16 protein-coding genes are annotated in these 15,485 nt (G+C 58.4%); 11 read left to right on the top strand and 5 right to left on the bottom strand.

Annotated features, from left to right (window positions below):
- Nucleotides 1-150: 150 nt before the first annotated feature.
- Genes A1355_RS22345 through A1355_RS22330 form a run of 4 tightly spaced genes read right to left on the bottom strand, consistent with a single transcriptional unit; the run spans nucleotide 151 to nucleotide 3,137 of the window.
- Nucleotides 151-615, bottom strand: a complete 465-nt coding sequence (locus A1355_RS22345; RefSeq protein ID WP_064031489.1) for a hypothetical protein — start codon at nucleotides 613-615, stop codon at nucleotides 151-153.
- A 4-nt stretch (nucleotides 616-619) separates the two neighbouring features.
- Nucleotides 620-1,486 (bottom strand): 23S rRNA (adenine(2030)-N(6))-methyltransferase RlmJ, encoded by an 867-nt coding sequence (locus A1355_RS22340; RefSeq protein WP_064031488.1) that lies wholly within the window; start codon nucleotides 1,484-1,486, stop codon nucleotides 620-622.
- A 53-nt stretch (nucleotides 1,487-1,539) separates the two neighbouring features.
- Nucleotides 1,540-1,890: a DMT family protein gene (locus A1355_RS22335; RefSeq protein ID WP_064031487.1), complete on the bottom strand. Its 351-nt coding sequence runs from the start codon at nucleotides 1,888-1,890 to the stop codon at nucleotides 1,540-1,542.
- Nucleotides 1,887-3,137, bottom strand: coding sequence for a multifunctional CCA addition/repair protein (locus A1355_RS22330; RefSeq protein ID WP_064031486.1), 1,251 nt, complete (start codon nucleotides 3,135-3,137; stop codon nucleotides 1,887-1,889). The genes A1355_RS22335 and A1355_RS22330 overlap by 4 nt, the downstream gene beginning before the upstream one ends.
- 242 nt (nucleotides 3,138-3,379) lie before the next feature.
- Between A1355_RS22330 and pqqA the strand changes: the two genes are divergently transcribed.
- The 7 genes from pqqA (at nucleotide 3,380) to pqqE (ending at nucleotide 7,647) form a co-directional block, all read left to right on the top strand.
- Nucleotides 3,380-3,454, top strand: a complete 75-nt coding sequence (gene pqqA / locus A1355_RS24855) for a pyrroloquinoline quinone precursor peptide PqqA (protein WP_054760176.1) — start codon at nucleotides 3,380-3,382, stop codon at nucleotides 3,452-3,454.
- Between the two features lie 106 nt (nucleotides 3,455-3,560).
- Entirely contained in the window at nucleotides 3,561-4,472 is a 912-nt protein-coding gene (pqqB, locus tag A1355_RS22325; RefSeq protein ID WP_064031485.1) for a pyrroloquinoline quinone biosynthesis protein PqqB, read from the top strand.
- 12 nt (nucleotides 4,473-4,484) lie between these two features.
- Entirely contained in the window at nucleotides 4,485-5,213 is a 729-nt protein-coding gene (gene pqqC, locus A1355_RS22320; protein WP_064031484.1) for a pyrroloquinoline-quinone synthase PqqC, read from the top strand.
- Complete coding sequence (locus A1355_RS22315; RefSeq protein ID WP_064031483.1) at nucleotides 5,213-5,770, top strand: Uma2 family endonuclease; 558 nt, start codon at nucleotides 5,213-5,215, stop codon at nucleotides 5,768-5,770. Before pqqC ends, A1355_RS22315 begins: the two co-directional genes overlap by 1 nt.
- A gap of 9 nt (nucleotides 5,771-5,779) precedes the next feature.
- Nucleotides 5,780-6,277, top strand: coding sequence for a Uma2 family endonuclease (locus A1355_RS22310; RefSeq protein WP_064031482.1), 498 nt, complete (start codon nucleotides 5,780-5,782; stop codon nucleotides 6,275-6,277).
- Nucleotides 6,267-6,539, top strand: a complete 273-nt coding sequence (pqqD, locus tag A1355_RS22305; protein WP_064031481.1) for a pyrroloquinoline quinone biosynthesis peptide chaperone PqqD — start codon at nucleotides 6,267-6,269, stop codon at nucleotides 6,537-6,539. The genes A1355_RS22310 and pqqD overlap by 11 nt, the downstream gene beginning before the upstream one ends.
- Nucleotides 6,517-7,647, top strand: coding sequence for a pyrroloquinoline quinone biosynthesis protein PqqE (pqqE, locus tag A1355_RS22300; protein WP_064031480.1), 1,131 nt, complete (start codon nucleotides 6,517-6,519; stop codon nucleotides 7,645-7,647). Before pqqD ends, pqqE begins: the two co-directional genes overlap by 23 nt.
- 18 nt (nucleotides 7,648-7,665) lie before the next feature.
- Here the strand turns inward: pqqE and ppa are convergent, their stop codons facing one another.
- Nucleotides 7,666-8,211: an inorganic diphosphatase gene (gene ppa / locus A1355_RS22295; RefSeq protein ID WP_064031479.1), complete on the bottom strand. Its 546-nt coding sequence runs from the start codon at nucleotides 8,209-8,211 to the stop codon at nucleotides 7,666-7,668.
- 70 nt (nucleotides 8,212-8,281) lie between these two features.
- Between ppa and A1355_RS22290 the strand changes: the two genes are divergently transcribed.
- From A1355_RS22290 to A1355_RS22270, 4 genes are all read left to right on the top strand, one after another.
- Nucleotides 8,282-9,097 carry a DUF2797 domain-containing protein gene (locus A1355_RS22290; protein WP_231883767.1) on the top strand — a complete coding sequence of 272 codons (816 nt, stop codon included), beginning with the start codon at nucleotides 8,282-8,284 and terminating at the stop codon, nucleotides 9,095-9,097.
- A gap of 278 nt (nucleotides 9,098-9,375) precedes the next feature.
- Nucleotides 9,376-9,819, top strand: a complete 444-nt coding sequence (locus A1355_RS22285) for a hypothetical protein (protein WP_064031478.1) — start codon at nucleotides 9,376-9,378, stop codon at nucleotides 9,817-9,819.
- 468 nt (nucleotides 9,820-10,287) lie between these two features.
- Nucleotides 10,288-14,130 (top strand): CHAT domain-containing protein, encoded by a 3,843-nt coding sequence (locus A1355_RS22280; protein ID WP_064031477.1) that lies wholly within the window; start codon nucleotides 10,288-10,290, stop codon nucleotides 14,128-14,130.
- Between the two features lie 1,097 nt (nucleotides 14,131-15,227).
- The gene (locus A1355_RS22270; RefSeq protein ID WP_157197999.1) at nucleotides 15,228-15,389 is read left to right on the top strand and encodes a hypothetical protein; all 162 of its coding nucleotides are present in this window, start codon (nucleotides 15,228-15,230) and stop codon (nucleotides 15,387-15,389) included.
- Nucleotides 15,390-15,485: the final 96 nt, after the last annotated feature.

Below are 15,485 nucleotides of genomic sequence, written 5' to 3'. Positions count from 1 at the left end.
GGCGGCATCGACCGGCGCGCCCAGCAGAGCGGCCATCACCCGGTCTACGTCTTGAACTTGCAGGCCGTTTGCGGCCAGGATGGAGTCGGTAACTTGATCGAGTAGGGACATGAATGAGTTAAAGTTTATAGGTTCCGGCGGCCGGGCTGCTCAGATGACGAAAAAAGAAGCAATATAACCGACCGCGACCACGACCACCAGCAACGCGGCTTTATGAGTCAGCGTCAACGATTGCCAATACAACTCGTATTCGGTTTTCCGGCGAACCCAGCATTCGCTCAGCCACAGTTTGAACGTCAGCCAAATCCTCGGCATGATTTTCCACAAACGGTACAAGGCGTAACCGATCATGGACATCAAAATGTAAAAAGTCACGACTTGACTGCCGTGACGACCGGTATCGAACAGAAACTCGACCACCTCGCCGATATTCAGGATGTGAAACGCCACCTCGACCGCTTCTTCGATACCCAGTTCTATCCATTCGAACGCGCCGTGCAGTAATTCGAACAACAAATGAAACAACTCGCCCAACAACTCCAGCGTGATGTCGTACATGACGATCGCCAGCACGATGAAACCGACGATGATTAAGTCGAGATGTCTTCTAAGCATTGATTCAGTTCCTGTCCGCCGCCGATGCGACCGTTTCCGGCACCTGCCAATCCACCCGCCACTGGCCTCGCCCGGCCGCCAGCACGCCATCCAGCCAAGGCAACAATTCCTCGGCCTGCCGATCGAGTTGCCAGGGCGGATTAAAGAAGACCATTCCGGCCCCGGTCATCCCTCTGCCCGCCGTATCGGCTGCGACACAATGCTCGATGCGCAATTGCTTGGGAATGCCGGTCGCGACCAAAAGCCGCATAAAGCGCTCGGTTGCGTCTCTATCGATCACCGGATACCAAAGCGCGTAAACGCCGCCGGCAAACCGGTGGTAAGCGGCCGCCAGCGCTTGAACCACGGCTTGATATTCGCTCTTCAGTTCGTAACTCGGATCGATCAGAATCAGGGCGCGCTTCTGAATCGGCGGCAATTTTTTGCCCAACATTCGCAAACCGTCTTCTTTTGCCACCGTCACCTGATTGTCTCCGGCATATAGTTGTTGTAAGACCTGAAAGTCGCTGGTATGCAATTCCGACAATGATAACCGATCTTGCGACCTGACCAAGCGTCTTACCAGCTGCGGCGAGCCGGGATAGCGCGCCAGACGGTTTCCGGTATTTTCGGCCCTGACCGCCGCCAAATAATCGCGCAGCAAGGGTAACGGTTGTTTTTCGTCCCAAAGTCGGGCGATGCCCTCGCGGTATTCACCGGTTTTCTGGGCAAACTCCGATTTAAGCGCATATTTGCCGGCCCCGGCGTGCGTGTCGATGTACACGAAGGGCTTGACCTTTTGCTTGAGCGCGGCGATCGCCAGACTAAGCAAACTGTGCTTTAAAACATCCGCGAAATTGCCGGCGTGAAACCCGTGGCGATAGCTGAGCATGCGCTAACCTAAAAAGAGAACGGGAAGGGACTCCGGCAAACTGCAACCATCGCCTATCCCAATTTGGAACGAAACATGAAATACACCGCGCCCAGCAGACACAGACCGGCCCAGAGATAATCGAGTTTCAGCGGTTCTTTCAGGTAATAAACGGAGAACGGCACGAACACGCTCAACGCGATCACTTCCTGAACGATTTTCAACTGGCCGACGCTCAAGACGGTGTAGCCGATGCGATTGGCCGGCACCTGAAACAAATACTCGAACAGCGCGACGCCCCAACTGACCAGGGCCGCCAGCAACCAATGCCGACCGTTCAACTCCTTCAAATGGGCGTACCAGGCGAAAGTCATGAATACATTGCTGCAAACCAGCAACCCGGCGGACGTTAAAATCGCGTTCATGCGCTTAGCGGCTGCTCCGCGGCCAAGCGCCGCTGTTTGAATTGCTGGATTCCGGCAATGCGCAGCTGCCGGATGGCCGCGCCGATTTGCGGGCCGGATACGCCGTTTTGAGTAGCCGACGTCGTATCGACCGCCATCGCGGCGGCGGCGGCCTCGCGCAGATAGGCGGCTTGGGGATAGTCGCGCTGTTCGAAACCGGTTCGGCCGCGCGCGTCGGCTTCGCAAGCCAGAATAAAATCCTCCAGGCAGCTGTCCGGCTTGAACGCGCCGATCGCCTGCAACATGTCGACCAGCGTGTCGGGCCGCAACTCCAAGACTCTGTGGCAGTGGGTATGGTAAGCCATGACGTGGGCCGCCAGCGTTTTATGGACCTTAGGCACCCGCAAACGTTCGCAAAAACGCTCCAGCACCGGCAAACCTTTTTGTTCGTGGCCGTGATGGCTAGGCCAGAAATGGCTGGGCGTCAGCGCCTTACCCAAATCGTGCAGCAAGGCCGCCAAACGAACCTCGGCGCTGGCGGACAATTTAGCCGCTTGTTCCAACACCATCAGAGCATGGATGCCGGTATCGATTTCCGGATGATGTTTTTCCGGCTGAGGCACGCCAAACAAAGCGTCGATTTCCGGAAAAATCGCCTTCAATGCGCCGCAATCGCGCAACACTTGAAAAAACGCCGCCGGACGCGGTTCCACTAAAGCCTTGGACAATTCCGCCCAAACCCGCTCGGCTACCAAATAATCGGCCTCGCCGGCCGCGACCATGTCCGCCATCAAGGCCATCGTCTCGTCGGCCACGACAAAACCCAAGTGAGCGTAACGTGCCGAGAACCGCGCCACCCGCAGAATCCGCACCGGATCTTCGCAAAACGCCGGCGAAACGTGCCGCAACAAACGATTTTGCAAGTCGCGTTGGCCGTTGTAGGGATCGATCAACCGGCCGTCGGCGTCGAGCGCCATCGCATTGACCGTCAAATCGCGGCGTAATAAATCTTCGTCCAGCGTCACTTCGGGCGAAGCGTCGACGGCAAATCCTTTATACCCCGGCGCGGTTTTGCGCTCGGTACGAGCCAAGGCGTATTCCTCGTGAGTTTCGGGATGCAAAAACACCGGAAAATCCTTGCCGACCGGTCGAAATCCTCGCGACAACATGGCCTCGGCGGTTTCGCCAACCACCAGCCAATCGCGCTCCGTCACCGGAAGATCCAGCAAACGATCACGCACCGCGCCGCCGACCAGATAGGTTTTCATGCACTTGAAACTCACCGCTTAATGACCAGTGCAACAGTATAAAGGACTCCCGCCGAGAGCGCCTGGCTTATTCCACCGCAAACACCCCGGCGCCGGGAACTTACGCGGGGTAGCGCGCTCGAAAAGCCCGCTACCCGAGGACGATTTGCGTCAGTTGCGGAATAAAACGCTTCATCGTATACTTCGGGCAGCTTTCTTGATCAAGCTAGCACACTACAACAAAGCCTCTGGAGGGTATACAAATGAAATGGGAAACACCTGCTTACAATGACATGCGTTTCGGCTTCGAAGTCACCATGTACATCTACAACCGTTAATCGCAACGGTTGTTCCTAAAAAGGGGCAATTTTCCTGCCCCTTTTTTTTGCCTGGCGTTTTTGAATCCCGTATCATGCGGCGCTCTTTCATTCACGCGAATCACTCATGAAAATCAGAGTTCTCGGCGCCGGCGCCGGCGGCGGTTTCCCGCAATGGAATTGCAATTGCGACAATTGCGGCCGTTACCGCAGAGGCGAATTCAACGGCAAGGCCCGCACCCAATCGTCGATTGCCGTCAGCAGCGACGGACGCAACTGGTTGCTGTTCAACACCTCGCCTGATATTCGGGCCCAACTGGAAGCCTTTCCGGCCATCCAGCCCAAAACCGGCATCCGCGACACCGGCATCAAGGCCGTTTTGTTGATCGACAGTCAAATCGACCACACCACCGGCATGCTGATGCTGCGCGAAGGCAAGCCTTTGGAAGTGTATTGCACCGAGATGGTCACGCAAGATCTGACCAGCGGTTTCCCGCTGTTCACGATGCTGAAAGACTATTGCACGGTCAACCATCATCCGATTGCCTGCGACGAAACGCCGTTCGAGATTCCCGGCATAGACGACATTCGCATTTACGCCCATGCCTTGAAGAGCAAAGCACCGCCGTATTCGCCGCACCGCCACGATCCGCATGACGGCGACAACATCGGCGTCGTCGTCGAACAAATTTCCACCGGCAAGAAGCTGTATTACGCACCGGGCCTCGGCGAAATCGAACCGCAGGTCATGGCGGCGATGCAAAACGTCGATTGCCTGATGGTAGACGGCACTTTCTGGACCGACGATGAAATGGTGGTGCGCAACATCAGCCACAAACACGCCCGCGAAATCGGCCACTTGCCGCAATCCGGTCCCGGCGGAATGATCGATGTGTTGAACGGCGTACCGAACGCCCGCAAGATTTTGATACATATCAATAACACCAACCCGATTCTCGACGAAGATTCGCCGGAGCGTAAAACCCTGGATGCCAACGGCATCGAAGTGGCTTACGACGGACTGGAAATTGACTTATAACCAAGGTGTTACATGACTGCAGATAATCAACCCTGGAGCCGCGACGAATTCGAAGCCAAACTGCGCGGCATGGAAAAGTTCTACCACATTCATCATCCGATGCACACGCTGATGAATGAAGGCAAGCTGACCAAACAGCAATTGCAAGGCTGGGTCGCCAACCGCTTTTATTACCAGGTGATGATCCCGATCAAGGACGCCAACATCATGGCCAATTGCCCGGACCGCGAAACCCGCGCCAAATGGGTACAGCGCATTCTGGACCACGACGGCCATCCCGGCGACCCAGGCGGCATCGAGGCCTGGATACGTTTAGGCATCGCAGTCGGCTTGACTCGGGAAGAGATTACTTCGCTGGAACACGTGCTGCCCGGCGTGCGCTTCGCGGTCGATGCCTACGTGAATTTCGCCCGCCGCGCCGAATGGCACGAAGCCGCCAGTTCCTCCCTGACGGAACTATTCGCCCCGAAAATTCATCAACAGCGCCTGGACAATTGGCCGGACGTATATCCTTGGGTCGAACAAGAGGGTTACACTTACTTCCGCAAGCGCCTGACCGAAGCCCGCCGCGATGTCGAGCATGGACTGGAATTGACGCTGGACTGGTACAAAACCCGCGAACAGCAAGAACGCATGGTGCAAATTCTGAAATTTAAACTGGATGTATTGTGGAGCATGGCCGATGCGATGTATCTGGCTTATGTCGCCGACATGCCGCCGTATTTCAATATCGAGCAATAATGCAAACAGCATTGCAGCAGCACCTCACCGCCGAAGACTACCTAGCCTGGGAGGAAACCCAAGTCGAGAAGCATGAATTCGTGGCGGGAGAAGTGTTTGCGATGGTTGGAGCGCGGCAGGACCATGTGGTCGTCTGCGGCAATATCTTTGCAGGCTTGAAGCAACGCTTGCGCGGCACGCCTTGCCGGCCTTATGTCGCAGACCTGAAACTACGGGTTGATGCTGCCGACGCCTTTTTCTACCCCGATGTGATGGTATCCTGCCATCCCGGCGACTTGAGCAACCAGCAATTTATTTCTAACCCATCGCTGGTCGTAGAAGTGCTGTCGGACTCTACCGCCGCTTACGACCGCGGCGGCAAATTCGCCGTCTACCGTAAGCTCGATTCGCTGAAGGAATATTTGATTGTCGACATCGAAGCCCGCCGGGTCGAATGCTTCCGCCGCGCCGCCGACAACGACTGGCTGTTGCACGATTATGTCGGCGACGTCGATTGCCAACTGCGCAGCCTCGGGATTCGCATACCGACGAGCGAAATTTTTGAAGATATTGCTTAGGAGGCAATCATGCGCTGGCAAGACGTACTCGCAGATCCATCGCTACAAAATTTGCCTTATAAAATCGAATTGAACGAAAAGGGGGTCATCGAAATGTCACCCGCATCATTCAGTCATAGCCGGTTGCAAGCCAAAATCGCCGTGCAATTATCGCTACAATTGGGTGGCGAGGTATTTACCGAATTGGCGATCCAAACCAGCCAAGGCGTCCGGGTTCCCGATGTCGCCTGGGGATCGGAAAGCTATACCCTGATGCATCAAGCCGAATTGTGGGCGTCTTCCGCCCCCGAACTGTGCATCGAAATCCTGTCGCCCTCAAACACCGCTAAAGACATGCTGGAACGGGTCGAGCTATTCCTGCAAGCGGGTGCCATCGAAGTCTGGTTGGTCGAAGAAAACGGCACCGTCAGCCAGTACGACAGCACCGGCCAGATCACGACATCCCGATTTGCGGCCAATTTAACATCATTGCTTTGCCAGCCATTGACATTAACCCATGACCCTTAACCCCGACCAAATCTTGCAATTCTCGCCGCTGCACCGCCTGCAATGGGAAGAAGCCCAACAAAAATACGTGATTCTGTACCCCGAAGGCATGGTCGAACTCAACCAAAGCTCGGCGGAAATCCTCAAGCTGTGCGACGGCGTCCATAATCCGGCGCAAATTGTCGCAGAGCTGGAAGCCAAATTCGCTACCTCCGGGCTAACCAACGACATCCACAATTTCCTGGACATCGCGCTGCAAAATGGCTGGATCAAACAAGGCTAATATCACCCCGCCGCGCTGGCTGCTGGCGGAACTGAGCTACAAATGTCCGCTGCAATGTCCGTATTGCTCGAATCCGCTGGATTACGCCAAATATCCGGACGAGCTGAGCACCGACGACTGGAAGCGGGTGCTCAGCCAAGCCCGTAAAATGGGCGCGGTGCAACTGGGTTTTTCCGGCGGCGAGCCGCTCACCCGCCAAGACTTGGTGGAACTGGTAGGCCACGCCCGCGAGCTGGGTTATTACTCCAATCTGATCACCTCCGGCTACGGCCTGACCGAACAGAAAATCGTCGACTTGAAGCAGGCCGGCCTAGACCATATCCAAATCAGCATACAGGCCAGCACTCAAGAGCTCAACGACCACATCGCCGGTACCGCGACCTACGAGCATAAACAGGAAGTCGCCCGCCTGATCAAGAAACACGGTTACCCAATGGTGTTGTGCGTGGTCATCCACCGCGAAAACATTCATCAGATGCCACAGATTCTGGAAATGGCCGAAAACCTGGGCGCCGATTATCTGGAACTGGCCAACACCCAATACTACGGCTGGGCCCATATCAATCGCGACGCGTTGCTGCCGACCAAGGAACAATTCGAGGAAGCCGAGAAAATCGCCCAGGCTTACAAGGAAAAAGTCGCCGGCAAAATGAAGATCTATTACGTCGTGCCGGATTTTTACGAAGACCGCCCGAAAGCCTGCATGAACGGCTGGGGCACCACCTTTTTGACCATCGCCCCGGACGGCACCGCGCTGCCTTGCCATTCCGCCCGCGAACTGCCCGGCCTGGACTGTCCCAACGTCAAGGATTACAGCATCGAGCAGATCTGGAACGAGTCGAAAACCTTCAATTTCTTCCGCGGCACCGAGTGGATGCAGGAGCCTTGCCGCAGTTGCGACGAAAAAGGCAAGGACTTCGGCGGTTGCCGCTGTCAGGCTTTCCAGTTCAACGGCGACATGTACAGCACCGACCCGGTCTGCGGCAAATCGCCGGAACGCCATCGCATCGATGCGGCGATCGCCTCGGCACGAGAACTGACCTTATCCGGCGATGAAAAACCGCTGGTGTTCCGCAACAGTAAAAACTCGAAAAACCTGTTCGGTTAATCCGTCAATCGCCGGCGCTCAGCGTCGGCTGCTATGCGAGTTTTTGTAACGCTCTATGCCTTCCAGAATTTCATTTCTGGCGTCCTCAACGCCGCCCCAACCTTCCACCCTGACCCATTTGCCGTCTTCCAGGTCCTTGTAATGCTGGAAAAAATGGGTGATTTTCGCCAGCTTGTCCGGCTGCAAGTCCCGGTAGTCGGTCACGTGATTGTAAAACGGCGTTAGCTGCGGCATCGGCACCGCCAACAGCTTCGGATCGGGTCCGGCCTCGTCCACCATCTTCAATATCCCGACCGGCCGGCAGTGGATCACGCAGCCGCTCAGCAGCGGCGCGGGGGTGATAATCATCACATCGACCGGATCGCCGTCCTCGGACAAGGTTTGCGGAATGTAGCCGTAATTGCAGGGATATTGCATCGCGGTACCCATGAAGCGGTCCACCGTCAACGCACCGGTGTGTTTATCCACTTCGTATTTAACCGGATCGCTGAAAGCCGGAATTTCGACCACTACATTCATTTCGAACGGTACGTTGCCGCCGGCGGCGACTTGCATAAACGACATCAAATCCTCTTTGAGCACGTGGGAAAGGCTGTCATTATAGTCGCTGTTCCCCAGTCTTCAGGATAAACAGGTGATAGGCAGTCTGGAAAAAATGCGCGGCGCGCTGGCCAATCCGGTGCAATACAGCTTGCCGGTCGGCGAGCAACAACTCCCGTTAAACCCGCTGATCGGCAAAACTTTGACGCTACGTCATACCGGAAAAATCTTTTGCGTGCATTGCGGCAATAAGACCAAGAAAAGTTTTAACCAAGGCTATTGCTACCCTTGTTTCATAAAGCTAGCACAATGCGATATGTGCATCGTCAAACCGGAAACCTGCCATTACGCCGCCGGCACTTGCCGGGAACCGAGCTGGGGCGAAGAGTTTTGCTTCCAACCGCACATCGTCTACCTGGCCAATTCGTCCGGCATCAAGGTGGGCATCACCCGCCGATCGCAAATTCCGACTCGCTGGATAGACCAGGGCGCCGTACAAGCCATTCCAGTATTCGAAGTCGCCTCCCGCCACTTGTCCGGGCTGATCGAAATCGCGCTGGCCGAACACGTCAGCGACAAGACCAGTTGGCAGCAAATGCTGAAAAACAACACCGTCGAACTGGACCTGCCGGCCTTGCGCGACCAACTGCTGGATAAATGCCAAGCCGAACTGGCCGCCATTAACGAACGTTTCGCCGAGCAGCCGCCGACGCTGCTGTCCGACGCCGAAGCGGTTCGCTTGGAATATCCAGTGCTGGAATACCCGACCAAGGTCAAATCCTTCAATATGGACAAAGACCCGAGCGTGGCCGGTACCTTGCTCGGCATCAAAGGCCAATACCTGATTTTCGACAACGGCGTCATCAACATCCGCAAATACGCCGGCTACGAAATCGAAGCCGAAACCTGAGTCTCAAAACGGCAGGTCCCAGCCCGGCGACCCATGCCGTTATTAACCCGGCCCTTAAATACCGTTCATATCTTCGAAATACCCGTGTTTAATAGAGTCGGATAATCAGTTAAACCAGTTCGCCCTTCCACCGCACTCCGGACCAACGGTTAACGTTACCGCATCGTCCCGGCGACAACCGGCAAGTTGCGGCCCGCCGGCTCGGCGGTTTACACTGCGGCCGTTAGCCGCGCCGCCGTCCGGGCGCGATTTTTGTTCGCCACGCTCAAGGATCTTGCATGACAGCGTTAAACCCCGACACCCTCACCGAACTGGCCGAGCAAGTGGAAACCCAGCTCGCCGCATTGCGCCTTGCCGGCAGCGCAGCCGGATTGGCCCGAACCAAAGAAGCCGAACCGTCCGACCGTCCCGACGACGCCGAACAACGCGCCGTAGTCGAACAAGCCGCCGGCGAAAGCTTTGGCGTATTCTGGGAAAAGTTTCGCGGCAAGCTGCGCGACGATCTGTGCCTGGAAGGCGGCTATCTGCACGGCCAATGGCAAAAATGGCAAGACCTCAGCGCCAAGGACGCCGTGGAACGCAGTTACTTCTGGCTGGCCGCGCTGGGCATTGCCGGCTCGGCATTGAATCCGGCGGCGGTGGCGATTTCGGTGATCGTGCTCAACACCCTGACCAGCATCGGCATCAAAGCCATTTGCGACGATTGCGGCAACGCGGATTGATTCGCCCCACTAACATGCAGCGGTTGGCGGCGATTAGATCGCGGTTCGAGGCGGCGCGCCCTTCGACGAGCTCAGGGCGAACGGTTATTGAAGGCCGTTTGATGGTTCAGCGCGCTGTTCGCGGCCGGCACAACGAAGCGCTTGCAGCGCGTCTGCCCCGCCGCACACGGGAAACTTGTCAATCCGCTTCCGGCGGCAACAACCCGCTCGCGGCTAGCTCGGCAATCCGTTCGTGATGAGCCCCGCAATCCATTCGCGGCTAGCCCGGCAATCCACTCGCGACGAGCCCACAATCCATTCGCGGCTAGCCCGGCAACCCACTCGCGACGAGCCCGGCAATCCGTTCGCGGCGAGCTCGCCAATCCGTTCGTGGTGAGCCTGTCGAACCACGAACCGCTCGACGCCAATGACCGACAGACACCACCCAACCGCCACATTTAACTTAACCCAACCGCCCAGGACGCCGCGATGAGTTTGGAACTAAACCTGCGTTTCCCCAAGCCCGACCAGGTCATCGTGCGCCTGGGCGACAACGAAACCGAAGCCCTGCCGTTTAGCAACCCGATCACGGCCAAGGACCGCGACGACTTGCGCTGGTACGTGGAAGTCTACGCCGCCCACGCCCTCGGCGATCCGGACGACCAGGAAGCCCAGCGCATCAAAAACCGCTTGCCGCTACTGGGCAAGGCCTTATTCGACGCGGTATTCGGCCAACGCGAAGCCCAACGCCTGTTCAACGAGTTTCAGGATGCGCGCGGCGCCACCCTACTGCTGACCGTCGGCGCCGACCACCCGGCCATCCTCGGCCTACCCTGGGAACTGCTGCACGACTCCAGCGCGCCGGACGGCACGTTTCTGTACCACGAAACCCTCAGCATCCGCCGCCGCTATGCCGGCGCCGCCAAGGGCCGCCCACCCCACAAAATCCACACCAAGGACCAACTGCATTTGCTGATGGTGATCAGCCGGCCGCAAGGCGCCGGCTTTATCGACCCGCGCGCCGACGCCGAAGCGGTGTTGGATGCCATCGATCAACATGCGCCGGGCCGGATTAGCGTGGAGTTTCTGCGTCCGGCCACATTGGATGCCTTGCTGGAGCGCCTGGAAGACGACCGGCGGCCGGCCATCGACATCCTGCATTTCGACGGCCACGGCGTATTCGATAAAAGCGGCGGCATCCTGAATAAGGCCAAAACCGCCGGCGGCGGGCACGGCCCGTTCAAAGAAGGCGAAGCCGGCGGCGCGCCCAACACCGGTTATTTATTGTTCGAAGACAACGACGGCCATTCGGCGCTGCTGTCGGCGGCGCTACTGGGGCAAAACCTGCATCGCCAACCGATCGGCCTGGTGATCCTGTCCGCCTGCCAATCGGCCGCTCACGGCGACGGCGACGAGCCGCTGGGCAGCGTCGCCGCCCGGCTGACCGCCGCCGGTATCCCGGCGGTATTGGCGATGAGCCATTCGGTGCTGGTGCCGACCACCCAGGCCTTATTCGGCGAGTTCTACCAACACCTGGCAAAAGGCCGCGGCCTGGGCGCCGCCTTGGACAAGGCCAGACGCTATCTGGACAACCACCCGGAAAAATACCGACTGCAACTCGGCGAACACAACATCCCGCTGAACTTACACGACTGGTTCATTCCCACCCTCTACCACGCCGGCGCCGACAGCCCGCTGCTGAGCGCCGCGCCGGCCGCGGCGGCGGCGGAAATACCGAACGACTTACCGGCCCGGCCGGAAGCCGGCTTCTTCGGCCGCCGCCGCGAACTGTGGCAAATCGAACGCGGCTTCGCCGGCCAGGCCCGCCGCATCAGCATTAGCGGTTTCGGCGGCCAGGGCAAAACCGCGCTGGCCTTGGAAGCCGGCCGCTGGCTGTTGCGCACCGGCTTGTTCCGGCGCGCCGTGTTCGTCAATTACGCAGAAACCGCCAGCCGCGACCCGGTCGCCGTCGCGGTGGCGGCCTTGGCGGTGGTATTGCAACACAGCCTAAGCGATGCCGACGCCGCCACCGAGGCTCTGCGCAACGCGCCGCCCTGTTTAATCATTTTGGATAATCTGGAAAGCCTGGAGCCCGACGCGTTAAAAGCGCTGCTGGACGCCGCGCAGGCCTGGTCGGAAGCCGGCAAGAGCCGGCTGTTGCTGACCAGCCGCCGCCCGGACTTCAATCATCCGGGCTACCTCGGCCAGGGCAGCTTAAAGCACATCGCCATCGCGCTCGGCGGCCTGGGCAGCCGGGCCGAACCGGACGACGCGCTGCAATGGCACGCCCAACTCAACCGGCTGCCGCCGGCGCCCAGCCAGCCGCCGCCGACCCGCAACGCACTGGTGGAACTGTTTGCGCTGGTGGATTTTCACCCGCTATCGATCCGGGTACTCAGCGCGCAATTAAAAACCCGCCGCATCGCCGAATTGGGCGGCCGGCTGGAGCAACTGCTGAATCAAACCAACCCCGCCGGGCTGGATCAAGACCACCCGGCCGCGCTGGTAGCCTCGCTGCAATTGTCGCTGGAAAAACTCGATGCCGCCGCCCGCGCGCTGCTGCCCCGGCTGGGGGTGTTTCAGGGCGGCGCGTTCGAAGACGACTTACTGGCCGTCACTGAAATCCCGGCAGCCGACTGGCCGGCACTACGCCAACAACTGCAAGCCGCCGCGCTGCTCGGCGCCGAAAACCTGCCCGAGGTCAACCCACCGTTTCTACGCTTTCACCCGACTTTGGCGCCCTTACTATGGCAGGAGCTGGACCAGGTCCAACGCGATGCGCTAACCGCCGCCCACCGCCAACGCTATTACGGCTTGGCGAATTACTTATACAACGAAGACAGCCGCAATCCCCACTTTGCCCGCACCATCGCCCGCCGCGAATTGCCCAATCTGCTGTATGCGGTGCGCGGAGCTTTGCAAGCCGGCGAGCCGCAAGCAGTCGAGTTTGTCCATAGCGTAAACCTGTTTTTGAAACACTTTGGCTTACGCCGGGAGCAAGCTGAATCGGGGAGCTTGGCTGAACAGCAGGCCGGCGCGGTCGGGTCGGATAGCTGGTATCTGGCTCAAACCCAGCGCGGCGAACAATTATTCGCCGATGGCCAAATCGGCGAGGCGATCACCGTCTTCAAGCAACTACTGGCCGGGCTGGGCGACAGCGCCAATTACCAGCGGGCGCAGACCTTAGGTTGGTTGGGACGCTGTTTTCAAAACGGCGGCCGGCCGGATTTGGCTGCGGACCATCAGCAACAAGCCTTGAGCGTTCTGGCCGAATTGCCGCCCAGTGATAGCGTGAAACGGCAAACCGGCGTGTGCTGGATCGATCTGGCCGACGCTTTGAGAGATCTGGGCCGCTATGCCGAGGCCAGGCTAGCTTATCTGGCGGGCTTGAAGATAGCCGAGGAATTGCAAGACTTACGCAATCAGGCCGTGGTAATGGGCCAATTGGGCACGTTGGCAATGCAGGACGGCCAACACGATGACGCGCTACAACGCTATTGGGACGCCTTAAGCCTGTTCCAAAGCCTGGAAGAACCGGCGACTGAAGCAATAGCCTGGCATCAACTAGGCAGGGTTCATCAAAAAACCCACCAATGGCCGGACGCCGAAGACTGTTACCGCAAGTCGGCCGAAATCAACGAAGCCTTGGGCAATAAAAGCGGCGCGGCGAGCACCTGGAATCAATTGGCCCGTGTCAACGAAAGCCAGGGCAAACCGGTGGCGGCGGAAACTTGGTATCGCAAGGCGGTAGCCCAGTATCGCCAGGACAATGACAAGTTGAGGTTATCTGCCTGCTTGGGAAATCTCGCCGGTCTGTTGCAAAACCAGAGCAACCGGTTGGACGAAGCCCGCGTGCTGGCCGAAGAAGCCTTGGCACTGAACAAAACCCTGGAGCCCAGCGCGGCGGAAATCTGGAAGTCTTATGGCTTATTGGCCGACATCGCCGCTCTCCAAGTCGCAACGAGCAACGACCCGGTAGACCTGCTACGCCAAGCCCAAGCTTACCGCCGCCAGGCGCGCGAGACCTATCGGGCCTATCCCGGTAATCAAGTATTGTTAGGGCAATGGGCGAGCGTGATCCTGGCCTGGTGCGACGGCGATGTGGCCGTCCGAGCCGACGTGCTGACATGGCTGGGCCAAAACGATTTGATCGCACTGGCCGAGGCTCTGAGCCGCCTACAAACCGGCGAACGCGACGCCGAGGCCTTGCTGGACGCATTGGGCTGGGGGGAGAGCTTGATTCTGAGCGCCATCCTGCAAGGTCTGGCCGAGCCGGCCAGCCTGGACGGTTTACGCGAGTTGCCGGATGGCGGCTCGGCGGGTGAGGGATGAGGCCCCTTCGACTCCGCTCAGGGCGAGCCCTTAGTCTCCGCTCAGGGCGAGCCTTTTGGGTTCGATCGGGGCGAGCTCTTTGGTCTCGATCGGGGTAAGTTCTTCGGTTCCGTTCGAGACAGGCCCTTCGACCCCGCTCGGGACAGCCCTTCGGCTCCGCTCAGGGCAAGCTCTTCGGACTCGCTCGGGGCACGCCCTTACCGTAATGGACATTCCGGACGGGCGTTCGCACGGTCCGGGCGAATAACAGGGCGAGCTGAGGTTGCAACGACCGGTGGCCTTGAAAAAACTCCGCGTCGCTTATCGTAAACCGGCCGCAACATTCGACCGTCGATGCCAACGGCTCGGCGGCTCCCAGCAGCAATCCTGCGATCGGCGTTAGCGGCTCAGCGGAACGCAGCGTCGAACCATTCGACCGCGCCAACGGCCCGCCGGAACGTACCGTCGAACCATCCGACCGCGCCAACGACTCACCGGAACGTACCATCGAACCATCCAACCGCGCCAACGACTCGCCGGAACGTACCGTCGAACCGTTCGACCGTGCCGACGACTCACCGGAACGTGCCAACGGCCGAAAATCCCGCGCGGTGCAGCGAAACGTCGGCGCCACGGTAGCGTTTTGTAGGGCCGTAGGGTGGATATGCGAAGCGTCATCCACCATACAACTTTTATTATTTGAATGGCTGATTTGAACTGGAATAGACATTTCCAAACTCAGTTGACCGATTTTCGCGGGTAGGGCTTGCAGACCGCCCGTCAGCGATTCGGGCTTGGCGGACTTTCCGCATACCTCGGCCACCCGCTCGCTTCACGGCTTTTGTCTATCGACCATCCGATACTAATCAGCCTCGAATGCCTGAGTTCATTGGGCCTGAATTTTATCGCCGGCCAAGTCCCGAACGCCACGCCGGTTTCGAAGGCCGGTGAATGTTTTCTTCTCGGTTTTTTGGACGTTTTCCGCGCCGTGGCGCGGTCCGGGCGGACGTTCAAAAGTCGCAAAGTTTTTCGCTTAATTTTACTTTGTCAGATTCTCGGTAGTGCTCGTCATTTCGGCAGGGATTGCCGAAATCCAGACCCCACGGACGGATCGAAGCTTGCCATCCATGGCACTGGATGGCCGCATCCCGGCGGGCATGACGGCGTTGCTTAAATCCGACAAAGTAAAATTAAGCGGCTGTTCAATTTTTCTGGGCCGGCTACAGGATGAAGATGTGATTAAAAAGGTCGATGGGATGTGGGATCGCTGGTTGGTTTAGGCTAGACTTCCCGCTTTACCGCCAAGCCCACCGCCGATGAAAATCCTGGTCGCCGACGACGTTCCGGAAAACCGTATCTTGCTGCAAAAACTGCTG

Source organism: Methylomonas koyamae (assembly GCF_001644025.1).
GTDB classification, from domain to species: Bacteria; Pseudomonadota; Gammaproteobacteria; order Methylococcales; family Methylomonadaceae; genus Methylomonas; species Methylomonas koyamae_A.
Note: the sequence above shows the minus strand (reverse complement) of the source record. Positions and strands in the feature narration are given on the sequence as shown.

Coding starts and splice junctions, on each gene's coding strand:
- A1355_RS22335 (WP_064031487.1), bottom strand. CDS start 1,890: ATGAACGCGATTTTAACGTCCGCCGGGTTGCTGGTTTGCAGCAATGTA.
- A1355_RS22330 (WP_064031486.1), bottom strand. CDS start 3,137: ATGAAAACCTATCTGGTCGGCGGCGCGGTGCGTGATCGTTTGCTGGAT.
- pqqB (WP_064031485.1), top strand. CDS start 3,561: ATGAAAATCAGAGTTCTCGGCGCCGGCGCCGGCGGCGGTTTCCCGCAA.
- A1355_RS22280 (WP_064031477.1), top strand. CDS start 10,288: ATGAGTTTGGAACTAAACCTGCGTTTCCCCAAGCCCGACCAGGTCATC.
- pqqE (WP_064031480.1), top strand. CDS start 6,517: ATGGCTGGATCAAACAAGGCTAATATCACCCCGCCGCGCTGGCTGCTG.
- pqqC (WP_064031484.1), top strand. CDS start 4,485: ATGACTGCAGATAATCAACCCTGGAGCCGCGACGAATTCGAAGCCAAA.
- A1355_RS22310 (WP_064031482.1), top strand. CDS start 5,780: ATGCGCTGGCAAGACGTACTCGCAGATCCATCGCTACAAAATTTGCCT.
- ppa (WP_064031479.1), bottom strand. CDS start 8,211: ATGTCGTTTATGCAAGTCGCCGCCGGCGGCAACGTACCGTTCGAAATG.
- A1355_RS22340 (WP_064031488.1), bottom strand. CDS start 1,486: ATGCTCAGCTATCGCCACGGGTTTCACGCCGGCAATTTCGCGGATGTT.
- A1355_RS22285 (WP_064031478.1), top strand. CDS start 9,376: ATGACAGCGTTAAACCCCGACACCCTCACCGAACTGGCCGAGCAAGTG.
- A1355_RS22315 (WP_064031483.1), top strand. CDS start 5,213: ATGCAAACAGCATTGCAGCAGCACCTCACCGCCGAAGACTACCTAGCC.
- pqqD (WP_064031481.1), top strand. CDS start 6,267: ATGACCCTTAACCCCGACCAAATCTTGCAATTCTCGCCGCTGCACCGC.
- A1355_RS22345 (WP_064031489.1), bottom strand. CDS start 615: ATGCTTAGAAGACATCTCGACTTAATCATCGTCGGTTTCATCGTGCTG.